Origin of the sequence: Streptomyces sp. NPDC050085, from assembly GCF_044460595.1 — a bacterium.
GTDB lineage: Bacteria > Actinomycetota > Actinomycetes > Streptomycetales > Streptomycetaceae > Streptomyces.
Window position 1 is genome coordinate 711770 of the sequence record NZ_JBITJZ010000003.1, and the last position, 18680, is coordinate 730449.

14 protein-coding genes, 2 tRNA genes and 1 other RNA gene are annotated in these 18680 nt (G+C 71.8%); 10 read left to right on the forward strand and 7 right to left on the reverse strand.

The genetic code is table 11. From position 1 onward, the window contains the following. The first annotated feature begins 24 nt into the window (after nucleotides 1-24). Entirely contained in the window at nucleotides 25-1146 is a 1122-nt protein-coding gene (locus ACIBUY_RS15705; RefSeq protein WP_399152835.1) for an alkene reductase, read from the forward strand. Nucleotides 1147-1198: 52 nt separating this feature from the next. Here ACIBUY_RS15705 and ACIBUY_RS15710 read toward each other — a convergent pair whose 3' ends face one another. Continuing rightward, nucleotides 1199-2392, reverse strand: coding sequence for an MFS transporter (locus ACIBUY_RS15710; RefSeq protein WP_365560653.1), 1194 nt, complete (start codon nucleotides 2390-2392; stop codon nucleotides 1199-1201). 88 nt (nucleotides 2393-2480) lie between these two features. On the opposite strand from ACIBUY_RS15710, the gene ACIBUY_RS15715 reads away from it, so the two are divergent. Then, entirely contained in the window at nucleotides 2481-3476 is a 996-nt protein-coding gene (locus ACIBUY_RS15715) for a DUF5937 family protein (RefSeq protein ID WP_365560655.1), read from the forward strand. 330 nt (nucleotides 3477-3806) lie between these two features. Here the strand turns inward: ACIBUY_RS15715 and ACIBUY_RS15720 are convergent, their stop codons facing one another. From ACIBUY_RS15720 to ACIBUY_RS15730, 3 genes are read right to left on the reverse strand one after another with little or no spacing between them, the layout of a single operon-like run. Beyond that, entirely contained in the window at nucleotides 3807-4337 is a 531-nt protein-coding gene (locus tag ACIBUY_RS15720) for a hypothetical protein (RefSeq protein ID WP_399152836.1), read from the reverse strand. Nucleotides 4338-4345: 8 nt separating this feature from the next. Next, nucleotides 4346-5596: a DNA/RNA non-specific endonuclease gene (locus ACIBUY_RS15725; protein WP_399152837.1), complete on the reverse strand. Its 1251-nt coding sequence runs from the start codon at nucleotides 5594-5596 to the stop codon at nucleotides 4346-4348. Next, nucleotides 5593-5955: a hypothetical protein gene (locus tag ACIBUY_RS15730; RefSeq protein ID WP_399152838.1), complete on the reverse strand. Its 363-nt coding sequence runs from the start codon at nucleotides 5953-5955 to the stop codon at nucleotides 5593-5595. Before ACIBUY_RS15730 ends, ACIBUY_RS15725 begins: the two co-directional genes overlap by 4 nt. 365 nt (nucleotides 5956-6320) lie before the next feature. On the opposite strand from ACIBUY_RS15730, the gene ACIBUY_RS15735 reads away from it, so the two are divergent. Continuing rightward, nucleotides 6321-7427, forward strand: coding sequence for an endonuclease NucS domain-containing protein (locus ACIBUY_RS15735; RefSeq protein ID WP_399152839.1), 1107 nt, complete (start codon nucleotides 6321-6323; stop codon nucleotides 7425-7427). A gap of 265 nt (nucleotides 7428-7692) precedes the next feature. Next, nucleotides 7693-8115: a hypothetical protein gene (locus ACIBUY_RS15740; RefSeq protein ID WP_399152840.1), complete on the forward strand. Its 423-nt coding sequence runs from the start codon at nucleotides 7693-7695 to the stop codon at nucleotides 8113-8115. A 71-nt stretch (nucleotides 8116-8186) separates the two neighbouring features. On the opposite strand, the gene ACIBUY_RS15745 is transcribed toward ACIBUY_RS15740, so the two are convergent. Then, a tRNA-Ser gene (locus ACIBUY_RS15745) sits at nucleotides 8187-8274 on the reverse strand. Between the two features lie 97 nt (nucleotides 8275-8371). Between ACIBUY_RS15745 and ffs the strand changes: the two genes are divergently transcribed. The 6 genes from ffs to ACIBUY_RS15775 all read left to right on the forward strand — a co-directional run bounded on the left by ffs (nucleotide 8372) and on the right by ACIBUY_RS15775 (nucleotide 17155). Next, nucleotides 8372-8470: signal recognition particle sRNA small type (gene ffs / locus ACIBUY_RS15750), an RNA gene on the forward strand. A gap of 65 nt (nucleotides 8471-8535) precedes the next feature. Next, nucleotides 8536-10719 (forward strand): DNA polymerase III subunit gamma and tau, encoded by a 2184-nt coding sequence (locus ACIBUY_RS15755; RefSeq protein WP_399152841.1) that lies wholly within the window; start codon nucleotides 8536-8538, stop codon nucleotides 10717-10719. A 229-nt stretch (nucleotides 10720-10948) separates the two neighbouring features. Continuing rightward, complete coding sequence (gene purD, locus ACIBUY_RS15760; RefSeq protein ID WP_399152842.1) at nucleotides 10949-12208, forward strand: phosphoribosylamine--glycine ligase; 1260 nt, start codon at nucleotides 10949-10951, stop codon at nucleotides 12206-12208. A 378-nt stretch (nucleotides 12209-12586) separates the two neighbouring features. Then, entirely contained in the window at nucleotides 12587-14446 is a 1860-nt protein-coding gene (locus ACIBUY_RS15765; RefSeq protein WP_365561230.1) for a hypothetical protein, read from the forward strand. A gap of 255 nt (nucleotides 14447-14701) precedes the next feature. Beyond that, complete coding sequence (locus ACIBUY_RS15770; protein WP_365561232.1) at nucleotides 14702-16153, forward strand: N,N-dimethylformamidase beta subunit family domain-containing protein; 1452 nt, start codon at nucleotides 14702-14704, stop codon at nucleotides 16151-16153. 90 nt (nucleotides 16154-16243) lie between these two features. Further along, nucleotides 16244-17155, forward strand: a complete 912-nt coding sequence (locus tag ACIBUY_RS15775; protein WP_365560665.1) for a phosphoribosylaminoimidazolesuccinocarboxamide synthase — start codon at nucleotides 16244-16246, stop codon at nucleotides 17153-17155. A gap of 67 nt (nucleotides 17156-17222) precedes the next feature. Here the strand turns inward: ACIBUY_RS15775 and ACIBUY_RS15780 are convergent. Both ACIBUY_RS15780 and ACIBUY_RS15785 read right to left on the reverse strand, forming a co-directional pair. Continuing rightward, nucleotides 17223-17295 (reverse strand) — tRNA-Gly (locus tag ACIBUY_RS15780). 45 nt (nucleotides 17296-17340) lie between these two features. Next, nucleotides 17341-17967 (reverse strand): DNA-binding response regulator, encoded by a 627-nt coding sequence (locus ACIBUY_RS15785; RefSeq protein WP_399152843.1) that lies wholly within the window; start codon nucleotides 17965-17967, stop codon nucleotides 17341-17343. Nucleotides 17968-18680: the final 713 nt, after the last annotated feature.

Sequence of the window (18680 nt, forward strand, 5' to 3'; positions counted from 1 at the left end):
CCAACTCACTCAAGGAGCAACACCATGACCACCACCACCTCCTCCACCGCCACCACCACGAACCAGCTCCTCGCCCCCGCCCGCCTGGGTCGCCTCACCCTCGCCAACCACCTCGTCATGGCCCCCATGACCCGCAACAGGGCCCTGCCCGACGGCACCCCGACCCCCCTCATGGCCACGTACTACGCCCAGCGCGCCACCGCGGGCCTGATCATCGCGGAGGCCTCGACGCCGAACGAGACGGGCCGGACGTACCCCAACATCACGGCCCTGCACACGGACGCCCACCAGGAGGGCTGGCGGCAGGTCACGGAGGCGGTGCGCGCCGCGGGCGGCCGGATGTTCCTGCAGCTCCAGCACGGCGGCCGCGTGGGCCACCCGGAGACGAGCGGACACACGCCACTGGCCCCGTCCCCGATCCCCCTCCCGGACGGCATCCATACCCGGCGCGGCCACGAACCGGCCGTCACACCAAGGGAATTGACGCTCCCCGAGATCGAGTCGACGATCGCCGACTTCGCGCAGTCCGCACGTCGGGCCGTGGCGGCCGGATTCGAGGGCGTGGAGATCCACTCGGCGAACGGTTATCTGCTCCACCAGTTCCTGGCCGGCAACACCAACCGCCGCACCGACGCGTACGGCGGCCCGGTCGCGCACCGCATCCGCTTCACCGCCGAGGTCGTCCGCGCCGTCGCCGAGGCGATCGGCCCCGAACGCGTCGGCGTCCGCCTCTCCCCGGGCCTGACCGTCAACGGCATCGAGGAGGGCGACACGGCCGCGCTCTACCCGGCGCTTGTCGAGGAACTCCGGGCCGTCGGCCCCCTCGCCTACCTGCACGTCGTGTACGCGGACCCGTCCGACCCCGTCTTCCGGCACATCCGAGCCGCCTGGCCGGGCACGCTCGTCGCCAACCCGCGCCTGCCGCAGGGCGAGTTCACCACCACCGACGTCCGCACCGCCGCCGACCGCCTCCTCGCGGCGGGCGCCGACCTGATCGCCCTCGGCCGCCCGTTCCTGGCCAACCCCGATCTGACGACGCGCCTCGCATCGGGCGCGGACCTGAATCCCGTACGGGACAAGTACCTGATGTACGTGGGCGGTTCGGAGGGATACACGGACTACCCGCCGCTGCCGCGGCGCTCTTGAACGGGTCTGAACCGGGCCGGGCCGGGCCAGGCCGGGGCAGACCCGGCCCGGGTCAGGCCGCCAGGCCCAGCGCGGTCCGGATCTCCACCCGGCGCCGCAGGCCGAGCGTGGCCAGCGCCGACGCGAGGCCGCCGACCAGCGCGGACCACCACAGGACGGCCGGACCGAGCGTGGAGTAGAGGGCGACGCCGCCCGTCAGGGCCGCGAAGCGGGCCACGCCCCAGGTCCACTGGAAGGCGCCCTGGTAGCGGCCGCGGGCGTGGGCCGGGGCCAGGTTGGCGACCACGGTCGCGGCGATCCCGGCCACCATCACCTCGCCCAGCGACCAGACCACGACGGACACGGTGTAGCCGGTGACGCTGTCGGCGACCCCGGTGAGCGCCACGCCCACGGCGATCAGCACGCTGCCCGCCGCCTGGACCGGCAGCTGCGGCAGCCGGGCGAGCAGCGAGGTGGCCAGCGGCTGGAGCAGCACGACGAGCACGGCGTTGACCGCGGCCATGGCCCCGTAGACGGCGGGCGACAGACCGGAGTCGTGCACGGCCAGCGGCAGGGCGACCTCGGTGAGGGAGTAGACGAACAGCTGGATGCCGAAGAGCGGGAGCAGCGTGATCAGCAGCCGGTCGCGCAGGACCACGCCGTACCCCGTACCGGACGCTGCGTCCGTCGCGGCCGCGGCGGCGGGCTTGGTCTCCGGGAGCCGGACGGCGACGATCACCGCGAAGAGGAGCATAGTGGCGGCGTCGACCGCGAACAGCAGCCAGTAGCCCTGCGCCGCCAGCACACCGCCGAGCACGCCCGCGGCGGCGGTGCCGACGTTCACGCCCCAGCCGAAGAGGGCGTACGCGCGCTGTCTGCGGTCCGCGTCGACGGAGTCCGCGAGCAGCGCGTACGTGGCCGGCGAGACCGCCGCGCCCGCGGCACTGAGCATCAGCGCGGCGGCGGCCATCGTGGCCACGCCGGGTGCGACGAAGAGCGCGCCCTGGGCGATCGCGGCGCCGATCAGCCCGATCAGCATGGTGGTGCGGCGGCCGAGCCGGTCGGCGAGGAGGCCGCCGATCGCGGGGCCGATGAGGTTGCCCGCGCCCAGGGCGCCGAGCACGTACGTGGTCTCCGCGCCGGTCACGCCGCGGTCGGCGAGGAAGAACACCAGGAACGGGGAGATCAGGTACCCGAGCCGGTTGACGACGGTGCCGGCGAAGAGGGTCCAGACGACGGAGGGCAGATCGCGGAAGGTGGTGAACATGCGCACAGCCTGCGACCCGCCTCACCCGGCCGACCATTGATTAAGATCAGGCTTAATCCAACGCGTAGTACTCGCCCGGGGGCCTCCCATGAAGTCCGAACTCAGCTTCTCCGCGGCCGACATGGCCCAGACCCGGTTCGCGGTGTCGCCGATGTGGGAGGTGGTCACGAGCTACCGCCTGCTGCGCGCGGACCAGGAACGCCCGCTGCACCGCCGCTGGACCGCACAGGTCCGCCGGCGCCTGGCGGAGTCCGGCCTCGACCGCGGCTGGCTGGCCGCACTGATCCCGGCCGACGGCTACCTCGCGGACTTCCTGAACCCGACGCCCACCGACCCCTTCCCCACCCTCGCCGACGAACTGGCCGCGATCCGGCACACGCCGGTGGACCGGGTGCACGTCGAACTGGACATGCTGACCGCGGAGCGCGACCCGACCCGCTCCGCCCGGTTCCGGCTGCTGCGCCAGGATCCGCGGGCGGCGCTGGAGAAGATCACCGAAGAGATCGAGCTCTACTGGGAGTTCGCCCTCGCCCCCTACTGGGACCGCATCCGCCGCCTCCTCGAGGCCGACGTCTTCCACCGGGCCCGGCAGGTGGCCGAGCACGGCGCCGGACACGTCCTGGGCGACCTGCACGAATCGGTCAGCTGGGACGCCGGGTCCCTGCACCTGGTGCGCCGCCACTGCGCGCTGACCCGCGCCGAGACCGGCTCCGGCCTGCTCCTGGTCCCCTCCGCCTTCGCCTGGCCACGGGTGCTCACCCGCTCGGTGCCGCCGGACCCGCCGCAGCTGGCCTACCCGGCCCGCGGCATCGGCGCGCTCTGGGAACCCCGTACGACGGGTTCCACCGAGGCCGTCGCAGCCGTCCTCGGCCGCTCCCGCACCCTGCTCCTGGCCGAACTGGACACCCCCGCCTCCACCACCGAACTCGCCCACCGCTGCGGCCTGTCCGCCCCCGGCGCCTCCCAACACCTCACGGCCCTGCGCGACGCAGGCCTGGTCAGCGCCCACCGCGCGGGCCGCTCGGTGCTCTACGCCCGGACCACCGTGGCCGACGCCCTGCTGTCTCCGGGCGGGCGCGGCTGAGACGGACAACCGAGACGGACAACTGAGGCGGACAACGTCGAAGGGCCCCACTGCGAACAGTGGGGCCCTTCGACGTTAGTGCCCGGTGAGGCACTGGCGGAGGATACGAGATTCGAACTCGTGAGGGGTTGCCCCCAACACGCTTTCCAAATGTTCGTCCGGGGGTTCTGGGGTGTGCGGGGGTGTTCTGACCTGCGGTGCAGCTGTGACCAGTGAGCCTCGTGAACGGTGCTGTACGACGGTGAATGCAACCGGAACTGCAACCAGAAGTTGGTCCGACGGAGAGCCCTGAACTGCTCTGTCTGCCCTGGACGTTCCAGCGCGGCCACGTCAGATCATCGGGTGCCGCTCGTAGGAGGGCTCCTCGTCGGGGAAGTCTTCGGGGAAGACCTCACTGACCAGGTCGCCGCGGAGAACGCGTAGAAGGTAGGACTCCACGGGTCCCTCGAACAGGTCGTACTCCCGCCCGCGGCCGATGACCGTGAGGACGGCCCATGCGCGTGGGTCTGCTGCGGGGACGAGGAAGCACATGTCCGCGTTCTCGGTGCCACCCCAGCAGATCAGCTCGTCCGTCGTCAGGCCGCGTTCAGCAAGCAGGGTCTTGATGTGCGGGCGCGTCTCGGCCAGCGCGGCGCGGCCCTGCTTCGTCTTCGCCACGAGGTCGATGTTCTCGTTGTCGGCTCCTGCACGGTAGACGCGCAGGAAGTCGTCGAACTTCGCGCCTCCGAAGACATCGAGGAAGCGCATGAAGGTGGAGGGGAACGCGACGCCGAGTGCCGCTTCGGTCCGCTCCCAGTCGTTGATCACCATGCCGGGCTCGCCCGTCGAAGGGAGTGCCGCCAGGAGTTCCAGGTCTGTCACGGGGGCGCCTACTTCTTGTTGATGATGGTCTGGTCGATGTCGAGCCCCCCGCCCTTGGCGGTGACACGCACGCCGGAGGGGATCAGGTCATTCGCGTTCGCATAGACCGGGCGTGCGGTGTACTTCACGGGATGGCCAGCATCCACCACGTTGTAGATCCGCTCTTCCAGCTTTTCCATGACCTCGTTGTTGGCCTTCGCGTACATGATCACGATGTTCTCCGGTGCACGCCCGTCTCCGCCCAGAGATCTCGCGAGCAGATGCCCGCGGGTGTGCTCGGCCGTATCTCCTAGCCAGCCCGGCGGTTTGATGCGCCTGCTGGCCTTCTGCCCTGTGTTGAGCATGGACGGCGTGATCGTGGTGTCGACGCCCTGAGCCCTGCCCAGCGCATCGAGGGGCTCCGCGTACGGCGGTGGCGGCCGCATCGCGCCTCCGCCGCCCTGCCCTGTGCGCATCAGTGCGCCGAGATCATCGAGGCTCGTACTTCCGCCACCCGGCAGCGCGAAGTTGGGTTCGAACCCGGGGATGCGTACGCCGCCGAGGAGCTCACTCAGGCCGCCCGCGTCGTTGATGGCTTTGTAGGTGGCCCCTCCGCCGCCGAGCAGGCCGCCGGTGAGCGCGCCCGTCAGACCGGCGTTCTGGACTTCGTCGAGGCTCAGGCCCTTGCTCTCGCCCAGGCCGATGGCCATGGGCTGGGCGACCGCGAGGTCGACGGTCATCGATTCGAGGCCGCCGATGGCGGCGGTGGCCAGGGTTGTGCCGGCGATGGTGGCGATCTCGGTGGAGACGGTCACGCCCAGGGTGGCCGACAGCTCGACGACGGTGGCGGTTGCGGCTGCCGCGGCGCCTTCGGATATGCCGAGGGTGAAAACCGCGAGGGCGGTGCCCGCAACGATCGTCGCGCCGACGATCTCCAGTTCGTGTTCCAGGTGCTTGACGGCTTTGTGAACGACGTCGGCGTACTGGTCGAGAGCCTTGGCCATGTCGCGGGCGCTGTCGATCATGTCCTGGAGCCAGCCGTGGCCGTCGTAGTAGTAGCGGCGCCAGAACGGGTCGTCGAAGGCGGATATCGCCTCGCCCTTGTTGTGCTCGATGATGCCGCGCGCCGACTTGTTCGCGGCGGCCGTGACCTTCTCCAGGTCGTCGGCGAAATCCCTCCATACCTTGGCCGCATCCCGCAGACCGCCTTCGTCGGCATCCGGCCACCACATGCCGGTCATGTCCTTGACGATCTCTTTGGCCTTGTCGGCTGCGCTCACTGCGCGGTCCCGTTGCCGTCGTGCGGGGCGGGCTGGATCTTGCTGAACATCGACCGGACGAGCAGCTCGTTGTCGATATGGCCGTCCGCCATGTCGGACATCGCGTCGTGGATGCTGGCCAGGCCCAGCGCCAGGATCTCGGCGGCGGTCTCCATCTTCTTCACGTGCGGGCCGTAGTGCTCGTGGAACTTCTGACCTTGCTCGTCGTCGCCCCAAGGCGAACCGGCCGCCGCCAGCCCGGTCTTGAGCTTGGTCAGTGCTTTCGCCAGATCGGTGCTGTGCGTGTGGAAGTGCGGTGCTGTCGCCTTCAGATCGGCGATCTTGATGTCGAGTATCTTGCCGTCGCTGTGGTCACCCATGGCGTCGTCTGCTTCCCCCTGAGTCGGCTGACTGGCCCGAAGACGGTAGTTCACCGAATCGGTTTGCTGTCGCGATCCCAATAAAAGGGCGGCAAAGTTCCGTTCAAGGTGGGCAAAGGGTGAGGGCCGTGTGGCCTGTATTTGCTGGCCTGGTTTCGTCGATGCGATGGCACAGCTGCGTGTCTGCTTCCGATGCCGGCGGTGACGCGGTGAGCGCGCTGGGGGCGGCGACGTCAGGGATTCAGCCGACGTCGTCCTCAGCACCCTCTCGCAAAGCAGTCGCAGTGCATGTCAACGTACGACTCCCCGCCGCGGGAACTGCCCGGCATGGGCTTCGCTGCGGAGGGATGGGGAAGGAGCGCACGATGCCGTTGGAATTCGGGTTGTGGCGGGTGGACGACAAGCCAGTCCGGGTCGCCACGCGGCCGATGCAGTTGGAGGCTCGGCTGGAAGAGCTCATAGAGGCGGACCCGGAGATCTTGGGGAAGCCGCTGCTTCTCATCGGCCGGCAGGTGCAGACCGATCACGGCAAGGTCATCGATCTGCTCGGCGTCGACGCCGAGGGCGCACTGCACGTCCTGGAGCTCAAACGGGACCGCACGCCCCGCGAGGTCGTCGCTCAGCTGCTCGACTACGGCTCCTGGGTGCAGGACCTCAGCAATGAGCAGGTGCGTGAGATCTACGGAGCCTACGCACGAAGCCGCGGGTTGGCGGAGGAACTGGACGAGGCGTTCGCGCAGCGCTTCGGTGGCAGCCCGCCGGAGGAGCTGAACAGCACCCACACCCTCACTGTCGTCGCGAGCGAGGTCGACGCGGCGACCGAGCGGATCGTCACCTACCTGGCATCCGGCTACCAAGTCCCCCTCAACGTCCTGTTCTTCCGCTACTTCGAGGACGAAGGCCGCTCCTACCTGGCCCGCACCTGGCTGATCGACGATGCCGACGCGGCCGTGGCGCCCACGGGAACCAAGAGGCGAGCCAAGCAGGAACCGTGGAACGGCACCGATTGGTACGTCTCTTTCGGAGACGAGCCCGGAGGCCGGAGCTGGGACGACGCTCGTCAGTACGGCTTCGTGTCGGCCGGTGGCGGGGAGTGGTTCTCCCGGACGATCCGCTCCCTGCCCGTGGGGGCTCGGGTGTTCACTCATATCCCCAAGATGGGATACGTGGGCGTGGGCACGGTGTCCGGTGAGCCGCGCCCCTTCGACGACGCTGCCTTCACCGTGGACGGCGAGAGCCGACAGTTGTCCGACCTCCCGCTCCAAGGGAGTTACCGGCCTGAGAGCAGGGCGGCGGCGGAGAGCGAGACCGGGGATCGCCGCGAGTGGGTCGTCCCCGTCGCCTGGGAGCAGTCGGTGCCGAGAGGAAGCGCGTTCTGGCGGACGGGCCTCTTCGCGAACCAGAACTCCGCCTGCAAGCTGCGGGCCCGCTTCACGATCGAAGAGGTCTCCCGCCACTTCGACATCGGTTGACCTTGAAGGACCACTCGACGTCGCCGGGCTACGAACTACTGCCTTAGCCCTGCTCCCCCGGTGTTGAGTGCGTCAGAACTGCAACGACGTATCGGCCACGTGCCTGACTCGCCTGCACGGCCGGCCGCATGCCACGAACGGGTGGTGGAGGCGCAGCTGACGAACCACCCCGCTTCGTTGCCGCGTAGTAGGAGTCAGCGGGACCCGGCCACAGCAAGGTCGGCTGCCGTGGGGTCTTGCACGTGTACCACCGAAGGGATGTGCAATGGGTCAACTGGACGAGGCGGCGGCATCTTGTCGGACGCCCGACGATCGTCGCCAGCTTGCTGTGCGGATCCTCGATACCCCGCTGACGAAACTCCTCGGGGAGCTGAACGTCGTGCTCGATGAATCCAGCATCACGGACGCCCACTTCTATGGAGCTGTGATCAAGAGCAGGGCTGGGCGGGTCAGCCTCTTGATGCCGCCCAGACGTAGCGAGCCTGAGCGGGACACGGTCGCTCGTTCACTCCTGTCCCATTTCTTCGATGCTGGCCTCGATGACCTCCCTGCTCCCTTTGTCACCATCAAGGGTGGGAAGGGGGTGGCGCGGGTGCAGCTCACGGACGTGGGCCTGCCGGAGGGCCGTGATGCCGACGAGCAACGGACGGGCGGCCCGGACAAGGAGGCTCCCACCGAACGTGGCTGACGCGGCCAGACAACGTCGAAGGGCCCCACTGCGAACAGTGGGGCCCTTCGACGTAGTGCCCGGTGAGGCACTGGCGGAGGATACGAGATTCGAACTCGTGAGGGGTTGCCCCCAACACGCTTTCCAAGCGTGCGCCCTAGGCCACTAGGCGAATCCTCCGCGGCAAACAATACAAGACGTTGAAGGGTGCTCGCGAACGCGTTCCCGCCCGCTCGGTGGGGACTCGTTCCCACCCGCTCGGAGCATGTACTCTTGGCGCAGCCCCTCACGTGGCGCTATCTGACTGAACTCCCCCAGGGCCGGAAGGCAGCAAGGGTAGGTTGGCTCTGGCGGGTGCGTGGGGGGCGTTCGCGTTCCCGGAGCGGTGGTCTCGCCGACGGCGGGCCCGCGTTGTCAGTGGGCGCCTATAACCTCGTATGCGTGTCGTCTCTCGCGCTGTACCGCCGCTATCGCCCGGAGTCGTTCGCCGAGGTCATCGGGCAGGAGCATGTAACCGACCCGCTGCAGCAGGCGCTGCGGAACAACCGGGTCAATCACGCGTACCTGTTCAGTGGTCCGCGCGGCTGCGGCAAGACGACCAGCGCGCGCATCCTGGCCCGCTGTCTGAACTGTGAGCAAGGTCCCACCCCGACGCCCTGCGGGGAGTGCCAGTCCTGCCAGGACCTGGCGAGGAACGGGCCGGGTTCGATCGACGTCATCGAGATCGACGCGGCTTCGCACGGTGGTGTCGACGATGCGCGTGACCTGCGCGAGAAGGCGTTCTTCGGCCCGGCGAGCAGCCGGTACAAGATCTACATCATCGACGAGGCCCACATGGTCACGTCGGCGGGGTTCAACGCACTGCTGAAGGTCGTCGAAGAGCCGCCGGAGCACCTCAAGTTCATCTTCGCGACGACCGAGCCCGAGAAGGTCATCGGGACCATTCGTTCGCGTACGCACCACTATCCGTTCCGGCTCGTGCCGCCGGGCACCCTGCGCGAGTACCTGGGCGAGGTGTGCGGCAAGGAGGACAGCCGGGTCGAGGACGGCGTGCTGCCGCTCGTCGTGCGTGCCGGTGCCGGGTCCGTGCGTGACTCGATGTCCGTCATGGACCAGCTCCTCGCCGGCGCCGGCGAGGACGGTGTGACGTATGCCATGGCGACGAGTCTGCTCGGCTACACGGACGGTTCGCTGCTCGACTCCGTCGTCGAGGCCTTCGCCACCGGGGACGGGGCCGCTGCCTTCGAGGTCGTCGACCGCGTCATCGAGGGGGGCAACGACCCGCGTCGGTTCGTCGCCGACCTCCTCGAGCGGCTGCGCGACCTCGTCATCCTCGCCGCCGTGCCGGACGCCGCGGAGAAGGGGCTGATCGACGCCCCGGCCGATGTCGTCGAGCGGATGCAGGCACAGGCGAGCACGTTCGGCGCCGCCGAGCTCAGCCGCGCCGCCGACCTCGTCAACGAGGGCCTGACGGAGATGCGCGGGGCCAACGCGCCGCGACTCCAGCTCGAGTTGATCTGCGCCCGCGTCCTGCTGCCCGCCGCGTACGACGACGAGCGCTCCGTCATGGCGCGGCTCGACCGCATCGAGCGCGGCGGAGTCTTCACCCCGGGCGGCCAGGGCCCCGCACCTTCCATGGCCTACGTTCCCGGGCCCGACGCCCATGCGCCGGTGGCCCCGGGCAGCGGCCCGGCGGCGGCCAGGGCGGCGGTCCGCGGCGGAGCCCCGGCCCCCGCGCCCGTCGCTGCTCAGGCCCCCGCGCCGATCGCTGCCCCGGCCCCGGCCCCCGCGCCGGTCGCCGAGACCCCGGCTCCCGCCCCGATGCCCGCCGCTCAGGCCCCGGCTCCCGCCCCGGTGGCCGAGGCCCCGCAGGCCCAGCCCCCGGCCGCCGCCCCCGGCGCCTGGCCCACCGCCGCCCCCGCGGGTGGCGCGCGCAGGCCCGGCGGTTGGCCCACGACCGCGGCGGCAGGTTCCGGCCAGCCACCCGCGCCGGCCCCCGCCCCTGCTCCCGCCCAGGCTCCGGCCGCCCCCGCCCCGCAGCAGCCCGCGGCCCCGGCCCCCGCCCCGGCCGCGGCACCCGTCGGCGGCCCCGACCCCCGCACGCTCTGGCCGAACATCCTGGAGGCGGTGAAGAACAAGCGCCGCTTCACCTGGATCCTGCTCAGTCAGAACGCGCAGGTGACGGGCTTCGACGGCACCACGCTGCAGCTCGGTTTCGTGAACGCGGGAGCCCGGGACAACTTCGCGAGCAGCGGCAGCGAGGACGTACTGAAGGCGGCCCTGACCGAACAGTTCGGCGTGAACTGGAAGGTCGACGCCGTGGTCGACGCCTCGGGCGGCGCCCCGGCCCCGCCCACCCCCGGCGGCTACGGAGGCGGCGGTTACACCCCGCCGCCGGCCCCCGCCCCGGCACCCTCGGCACCCCCTGTGGCGGCGACCCCCGCGCCCCAGGCCGCCGCCCCCACCCCGCCCCCGGCCCCCGCCCCGGCCCGCCCCCCGGTCTCGGCCGAGGACGACGTCCCGGAAGACGACGACCCGGACCTGGACGAGAGCGCGCTGTCGGGCCAGGACCTGTTCATCCGGGAGCTCGGCGCGACGGTGGTCGAGGAGTTCACCAACGAGTAGCCGAACCGCGCAATCCCGCCGACCCGCGCAATCCCGCTGAGGTGCGCCCCGCAAGGGGCGCGGGGAACTGCGCGAGCAGCCACGACGAACCGGCGGTCGCAAGCGTCATCCGCACCACCAGCGGCGCGTAGGCGTGGTCCACCCCGCTGGAGAATCACACGAACCCTGGCTCGCCCCCGGCTGGGAGGCCCGCACAAGACCCCCCGCCCCAGCCGGATAGGCTGAGCGCGTGAAGCTCCTCGTCATCGGGGCCGGCGCCCGCGAACACGCCCTGTGCCGCTCCCTGTCCCTCGACCCTGCCGTCACGGCCCTGCACTGCGCCCCCGGCAACGCAGGCATCGCCGAGGTCGCCGAGCTGCACCCGGTCGACGCCCTCGACGGCGCCGCGGTGACCGCCCTCGCCCGGAAGCTGGAGGCGGACCTCGTCGTCGTGGGCCCCGAGGCCCCCCTCGTCGCCGGTGTCGCCGACGCCGTCCGCGCCGCGGGCATCCCGGTCTTCGGCCCGTCCGGCGAGGCCGCGCAGCTGGAGGGCTCGAAGGCGTTCGCGAAGGACGTCATGGCGGGCGCCGCCGTCCCCACGGCCCGCTCCTACGTGTGCACCACCGCGGCCGAGATCGACGAGGCGCTCGACGCGTTCGGCGCCCCGTACGTCGTGAAGGACGACGGGCTCGCCGCCGGCAAGGGCGTCGTCGTCACCGACGACATCGAGGCGGCCCGCGCCCACGCGAACGCCTGCGACCGCGTCGTCATCGAGGAGTTCCTCGACGGCCCCGAGGTCTCGCTCTTCGCGATCACCGACGGCAAGACGGTCGTCCCGCTCCAGCCCGCCCAGGACTTCAAGCGTGCGCTCGACGGCGACGCGGGCCCCAACACCGGCGGCATGGGCGCCTACTCGCCGCTGCCCTGGGCGGACCCGAAGCTGGTCGACGAGGTCCTGGCCACGGTCCTGCAGCCGACGGTCGACGAGATGGCCCGCCGCGGCACCCCGTTCTCCGGGCTGCTGTACGCGGGGCTCGCGATCACCAGCCGCGGTGTCCGCGTCATCGAGTTCAACGCCCGCTTCGGCGACCCCGAGACCCAGGTCGTCCTGGCCCGGCTGCAGACCCCGCTGGCCGGCGTCCTGTTCGCCTCCGCGACCGGCACGCTCGCCGACCTGGAGCCGCTGCGCTGGAGCGAGGACGCCGCCGTCACCGTGGTCGTCGCCTCGCACAACTACCCGGACACCCCGCGCACCGGCGACCCGATCACCGGGCTCGACGACGTGGCCGCACAGGATGCCCCGTACGCGTACGTCCTGCACGCCGGGACGAAGCGCGAAGGCGAGGGCGGACCGGTCCTGAGCGCGGGCGGCCGCGTCCTGTCCGTCACGGCGACCGGCACCGATCTCGCCCGGGCCCGCGAGCGCGCGTACACCGCCGTGGCCCGCATCGGCCTCGACGGGTCCCAGCACCGCACGGACATCGCCGCGAAGGCGGCCGCCGGGCGCTGACGGCGCTGACGGCGCTGACGGAACCGGTTCGCGACAAGGCGCCGGGCGGGAGTCACCTTCTCCCGCCCGGCCCTCGCATGTCAGCCACCTTTACCCAAAGCCATTCCATCGAGTGACCGCTGGCCCATCCGGCTGACGATGCCCCGGAGCCCAACTAGGGTGCGGCGCACGGAGTTCCGGCACCCGCGAAGCCGAACCTCCGCCCGTCGGGGACCGTCTCAGTAGGGGACAGAACCAGACGGACCACCGGCATTGCGATGTCAGTGGCGGGTGCCACAGTGGGGGAGTGAGCAACGCCACCAGTGCCCTGCCGTGGTCACCAGACCGCGGGTGGGCAGAAGGCAAAGGCAGCAGGGGGTGACATCGGTCGTGTCCGGTATGGGTGCGGAAGCGGGTGCGCTGGCAGCGCGGTCCCGGGCCCTCGCCGTGCTGCGCATCCGCGGCAGGGCGACGGCGCTTGCCCTGCTGCCCGCCGCCGCGTCGGTGATCCTGCTCGCAGGCGGTGCCACCGGCCATCTGACGGGCGGGAGTTGGGACGTCGCGCGGATCGTCGTGTCCGCGCTCGCCGTGGCCGTGCTGCTCGGCGCGGCCGCCGTCGCGCTGGTCGTGGCGCGGGCCAGGCCCGCCGTCAGCCCGACCGTCCCGATCGCCGAGGAGACCGCCCCCGATCTGTACCGGCTCGTGCGCGACCTGGCCGACCGCCTGGACGTCCCGGCGCCGTCGGCGATAGCGCTCACCCCGGACTGCGACAGCTGGCTCGAGGACCGTACGCATCCGGCGCACGGCCCCCCGCGCCGCCCGTCCACCGCGAAAGCGGACGCGGCGGACGCGAAGGCGCCCGCCGCCCCCGCCGCCCCCGTCGCCCCGGTTCTCGTCATCGGCTCCCCGTTCCTGTGGTGGATGCGGGTGGCCGAGCTGCGGGCCGTGCTCGCCCCGGTCGTCGCCGGTACGGGACCCTCGGCGCACCCCGACATAGCCGCCGCCCGCCGCTTCGTGCGCGGGCTCGACGCGGCCGTCGCGGTCGCCGCCGCGCCCGGCCGCGGCCCCCTCGCCCGGACCGTGCTCGGCGGAGTCGGCCGGGTCGCCCGGATGATGCTGAGCGGCTGCCGCACCCACGCGGCCGAGATGGAGCGCGCGGTCGCCGCGGCCGCCGCCGAGCGCGCACAGGCTGTGGACTACGGCCTGCGGATCGTCGCGCAGGAGCAGGTCGGCCTCGCCTACGCGGGCTGGGACCGGCTCCTCACCCGGGTCGCGCTGCCCGCCTGGCGCATGGGCCGCTGGCCCTCCCGCCTGGACGCGGGCGTCGTCGCCGCGCTGACCGAGCTGTCCCGCCGCGACCGCCTGGCCGCGCAGAACGGGGTGTTCGCGTCCCGGCTCGGCGAGCGCCCCGCCTGTGACCTCCTCGAAGAGCCCGGCACGGTCGACGAAGCGGCCTCCCTGCTCGCCGCCCGCCTCTTCCACGGCGGCCCCGCCGAGTCGGGCCCCGACTGGGCGCCGGTCGACTGGCAGGAGTACCCGGACGAGGTCGTGGACCGCAAATGGCGCATGGACGCCGCCCGCCTGCACCGCGTCCTCGACACCCTGGGCGTGCACAGCGCCCCCGCCTCCGCCACCGCCACCGAGGGCCCGACCCTGGCGCGGGTCCTCGACCACCTCGCGGCGGACCCGGCCGTCGAGAGCCCCGCGGACCCCACCCTCGCGCATGCCGCGGACCCCGCCATCGGGACCCCGGTGGACGCGGCCCCGGCCGACGGGACCCCGGCCGCGCCCGTCGCCCCCGCCGAGCCCGCCTCCCTGGAGTCCTACACGGACGCCGAGCTGGACGCGCTGCTCGACCCCGCCGCCCGCCCCGAGGTCGACACCCTCTCCGCGGGGCTCAGCGCCGAGTTGGCCCGCGAGGAGAGCACCCGCCCCGCGACCCCCGCGCCCGCGGGGCCCGACGGTGCGCTCTGGGACGAGGGTGCGCTGCCCCTGTTCCCGCTCCAACCACCGCGCAGCGGCCGGGAGTTGCTGGCCGACCACGTCACCGCGATGGTGTGCTGCGCGGCCGTGGACACCGCCGGCGCGACCCCGGGCCTCGACTGGCTGGACGGGCCCGCGCTGCTCGTCGGCGGGGAGCGCGCCGCCGATCTCGGACCACGCGTCCTGAGTCTCGTGGAGGACGGCGATCCGGAGCCGCTCAAGGGCTGGCTGACCCGCCTCGGCATCCGCCCGGAAAAGCCCGTACGCCTGGTGTGACCGGCCGCCGTTCCCCGCCGCGGCCGGAGGGGTTGGTTCCGCTCTCGCCAATTCACGACGAACGGTGACGGAGTGCGTGCGTAATGTGATGTGCTGGGACCGGTCGCGGACACAACACCGCGCACCGCGGGCTCGGGGGAGCGAGGGAGGGGAGCAGCCATGGGGCCGGACAGGGCGGGGCACCCGGAGGAAGCGGCACGGCAGGACGCCGCACCGCCACCTCGCGCGCGTACCCCCCGCTGGGAGTCCGGAGCGATGGCGCACGCCGTCTCGGACCCGTTCGGGCAGGGCCCGCTGCCCTGGCTGCGCGGCAGCGAGCACTACTTCGACGACACGGGCGACACCGGTCAGGTCGTCCCCTGGTACGTGGACCACGCCCCGCAGCCCGGCGCCACGAACATTCCGGCACCCCGCACCGGCGGCCCCCGCACCGCCGACGACGTGCACCGGCAGATCAAGGGCTTCACCTCGACCGGCGCGGCCGCGCCGGGCGAGGCGATCGACTTCCACATCACGGTCGATCCGCCCCAGCAGTTCACCGTGGACGTCTACCGCATCGGGCACTACGGGGGCGACGGCGCCAGCAAGATCATCACGAGCCCGCGTCTGTCCGGCATCGTCCAGCCCGCCCCGCTGACCGCGGACCGCACGGTCTCCTGCCACCACTGGTGGCTGTCCTGGCGCCTGCAGATCCCGTCGTACTGGAGCGTGGGGGCGTACGTCGCGGTCCTCACCACCCTCGACGGCTACCGCTCGCACGTCCCCTTCACGGTCCGCGACAGCAACCCGGCCGACCTGCTCCTCCTCCTGCCCGACATCACGTGGCAGGCGTACAACCTCTACCCGGAGGACGGCCGCACCGGCGCCAGCCTCTACCACGCGTGGGACGACGAGGGCCGCCTGCTCGGGGAGAGCGAGGCCGCGATCACGGTCTCCTTCGACCGCCCGTACGCGGGCGCGGGCCTCCCCCTCCACGTCGGCCACGCCTACGACTTCATCCGCTGGGCCGAGCGCTACGGCTACGACCTGGCGTACGCCGACACCCGCGACCTGCACGCGGGCCGCATCGACCCGACCCGCTACCGGGGCCTGGTCTTCCCCGGCCACGACGAGTACTGGTCGGCGAACATGCGGCGCACCGCCGAGCTGGCCCGCGAGCACGGCACGTCCCTGGTCTTCCTCTCGGCCAACACCATGTACTGGCAAGTGGAGTTGGGCCCGTCCCCGTCCGGCGTCCCCGACCGGCTCCTCACCTGCCGCAAGCGCAGAGGCCCCGGCAAGGCGTCCCTGTGGCGGGAGATCGACCGGCCCGAGCAGCAGCTCCTCGGCATCCAGTACGCGGGACGCGTCCCGGAGCCGTACCCGATGGTCGTACGGAACGCGGAGCACTGGCTGTGGGAGGCGACCGGCGCCCACGAGGGCGACGAGATCGAGGGCCTGGTCGCCGGCGAGGCCGACCGCTACTTCCCGCGCACGGCCCTGCCCGAGCACCAGGACCGCATCCTGCTGGCCCACTCCCCGTACCGCGACAGCGACCGGGCCCGCCGCCACCAGGAGACCTCGCTGTACCGGGCGCCGTCGGGCGCGCTGGTCTTCGCGTCCGGGACGTTCGCATGGTCCCCGGCCCTGGACCGGCCCGGGCACGTCGACCCCAGGATCCAGCGGGCGACGGCCAATCTCCTCGACCGCATCTGCAAACGGGACTGAGCGAACGGGCCCGCACCGGACCCGTGGCCAGAACTCGTCCCTCCGTACGGGAGAATCAGGGGTACTCGTACAGAACCACGGGGAGGAACCGTGTCCGGATTCGTCGAAAAGCCCGAGCCAGTGCAGGTCCCGGGCCTGGTCCACCTCCACACCGGCAAGGTGCGGGAGCTGTACCAGAACGAGGCGGGCGATCTGATCATGGTCGCCAGCGACCGCATGTCGGCCTATGACTGGGTGCTGCCCACGCCCATCCCCGACAAGGGCCGCGTCCTCACGCAGCTCTCGCTGTGGTGGTTCGACCAGCTCGCCGACCTCATCCCGAACCACGTCGTCTCCACGGAGCTGCCGGCGGGCGCTCCCGCCGACTGGGCGGGCCGCACCACGGTCTGCAAGTCCCTGGAGATGGTCCCGGTCGAGTGCGTGGCCCGCGGCTACCTCACCGGCTCCGGCCTCGTCGAGTACGACGAGTCGCGCACCGTCTGCGGCCTCGCCCTGCCCGAGGGCCTGGTCAACGGCTCGGAGCTGCCCGCCCCGATCTTCACGCCCGCCACGAAGGCCGAGGTCGGCGAGCACGACGAGAACGTGAGTTACGAGGAGGTGGCCCGCCAGGTCGGCGCGGACACCGCCGCGCAGCTGCGCCAGGCGACGCTCGCCGTCTACGGCCGGGCCCGGGACATCGCGCGCGAGCGCGGCATCATCCTGGCTGACACCAAGTTCGAATTCGGTTTCACCAAGGACCGGGACGGGGCCGGGACGCTGGTCCTCGCCGACGAGGTGCTCACCCCGGACTCCTCGCGCTTCTGGCCGGCCGACCAGTGGCAGCCGGGCCGCGCGCAGCCCTCGTACGACAAGCAGTTCGTGCGCGACTGGCTGACCGGCGCGTCCGGCTGGGACCGCAAGAGCGAGCAGCCGCCGCCGGCCCTGCCCGACGAGGTCGTGGCGGCCACGCGCGCCAAGTACATCGAGGCGTACGAGGTGCTGACCGGCCAGAGCTGGTCGTAGACGGGTCGTAGAACGGGTCGTAGAACAAAAGAACCCCGGTCCGTGGGGACCGGGGTTCTTTTTCCGGAGCGAACGACGAGGTTCGAACTCGCGACCTCAACCTTGGCAAGGTTGCGCTCTACCAACTGAGCTACGTTCGCAAGCACCGCTTGCGCGGCACTCTGTGCGCCGAAGCGCGACGCCTACTATACCCAACCTCGCTCACGCGCGATCCGCACCGCCGCGTGACGGTTCTCCGCACCGAGCTTCGAGACGGCCGACGACAGATAGTTGCGCACCGTCCCCTGGGACAGCGCGGCCCGCTCGGCGATCTCCGTGACGGGCGCCCCGTCGGCGGCGAGCTCCAGCACCTCGGCCTCGCGCGCGGTCAGCGGCGAGTCCCCGGCGGAGATCGCGTCGGCCGCCAACTCGGGGTCCACATAACGGTTTCCGGCGTGCACGGTCCGGATGATCTCGGCGAGGCGCTGCGCACTCACGGTCTTCGGCACGAACCCGCGTACGCCCGCGGCGAGCGCCCGCTTCAGATGACCCGGGCGGCCATGACTGGTCACGATCATGGTCCGGCACTCGGGCAGCTCGGCGCGCAGGCTTGTGGCCACGCTCACACCGTCCGCGCCCGGCATCTGCAGATCGAGCACGGCGACATCGGGCCGATGGGCCCGCGCCATGGCAAGCGCCTCGGGCCCGGTGGCGGCCTCGGCGACGACGACCAGATCCTCCTCGAGCGCGAGCAGGGCAGCGAGGGCACCACGGATGAGGTGCTCATCATCAGCAAGCAACACACGCAACGACACCGACACCGACACTGTCATCGCCCTCCCTCCCTCGTAGCAACGAACATCCCCACCAACGTCACCGACCGGCCTCCGTGCATGTGATCTCCTGCGGGTTCGTGGGCCGGGCCGCTGGTGGGGCTGTCGGCCGGGTGTTCGCGCGTGTGGTGTTGCGCGTCGCCGCCGGTGCGGCTGTCGGCCGGTAGATCGGCCGGTGCTCCGGCGAGGTCATCGGCCGGCCCTCCGTACGCGTGCTCCCCGCCGGATTCGTCGGCCGGGTCTTCACGCGCCTGCTCCTGCGCGGCGCAGCCAACACCGTCCGCGCCGTCGATGGGCTCGTGTGCCCGGCTGCGGCTTGTGTCCGGGCCGTCGATGGGCTCGTGTGCCCGGCTGCGGCTTGTGTCCGGGCCGTCGATGGGCTCGTGTGCCTGGCTGCGGCTTGTGTCCGGGCCGTCGATGGGCTCGTGTGCCTGGCTGCGGCTTGTGTCCGGGCCGCAGATGGGCTCGTCTGCTCGGCTCTGGCCTGCGTCTGCGCCGTCGATGCACCCGTCCGCTCGGCTCTGCCTGTGTCCGCGCCGCCGATGGGCTCGTGTGCCTGGCTGCGGCTTGTGTCCGGGCCGTCGATGCACCCGTCCGCTCGGCTCTGGCTTGTGTCCGCGCCGCAGATGGGCTCGTCTGCCTGGCTCTGGCCTGTGTCCGCGCCGCCGATGCACCCGTCCGCCCGGTCCCCGGCCCGCGCCCGCCCCGCCGAT

Coding starts and splice junctions, on each gene's coding strand:
- ACIBUY_RS15770 (WP_365561232.1), top strand. CDS start 14,702: ATGGCGCACGCCGTCTCGGACCCGTTCGGGCAGGGCCCGCTGCCCTGG.
- ACIBUY_RS15705 (WP_399152835.1), top strand. CDS start 25: ATGACCACCACCACCTCCTCCACCGCCACCACCACGAACCAGCTCCTC.
- ACIBUY_RS15740 (WP_399152840.1), top strand. CDS start 7,693: ATGGGTCAACTGGACGAGGCGGCGGCATCTTGTCGGACGCCCGACGAT.
- ACIBUY_RS15785 (WP_399152843.1), bottom strand. CDS start 17,967: ATGACAGTGTCGGTGTCGGTGTCGTTGCGTGTGTTGCTTGCTGATGAT.
- ACIBUY_RS15715 (WP_365560655.1), top strand. CDS start 2,481: ATGAAGTCCGAACTCAGCTTCTCCGCGGCCGACATGGCCCAGACCCGG.
- ACIBUY_RS15710 (WP_365560653.1), bottom strand. CDS start 2,392: ATGTTCACCACCTTCCGCGATCTGCCCTCCGTCGTCTGGACCCTCTTC.
- ACIBUY_RS15765 (WP_365561230.1), top strand. CDS start 12,587: ATGGGTGCGGAAGCGGGTGCGCTGGCAGCGCGGTCCCGGGCCCTCGCC.
- ACIBUY_RS15735 (WP_399152839.1), top strand. CDS start 6,321: ATGCCGTTGGAATTCGGGTTGTGGCGGGTGGACGACAAGCCAGTCCGG.
- ACIBUY_RS15730 (WP_399152838.1), bottom strand. CDS start 5,955: ATGGGTGACCACAGCGACGGCAAGATACTCGACATCAAGATCGCCGAT.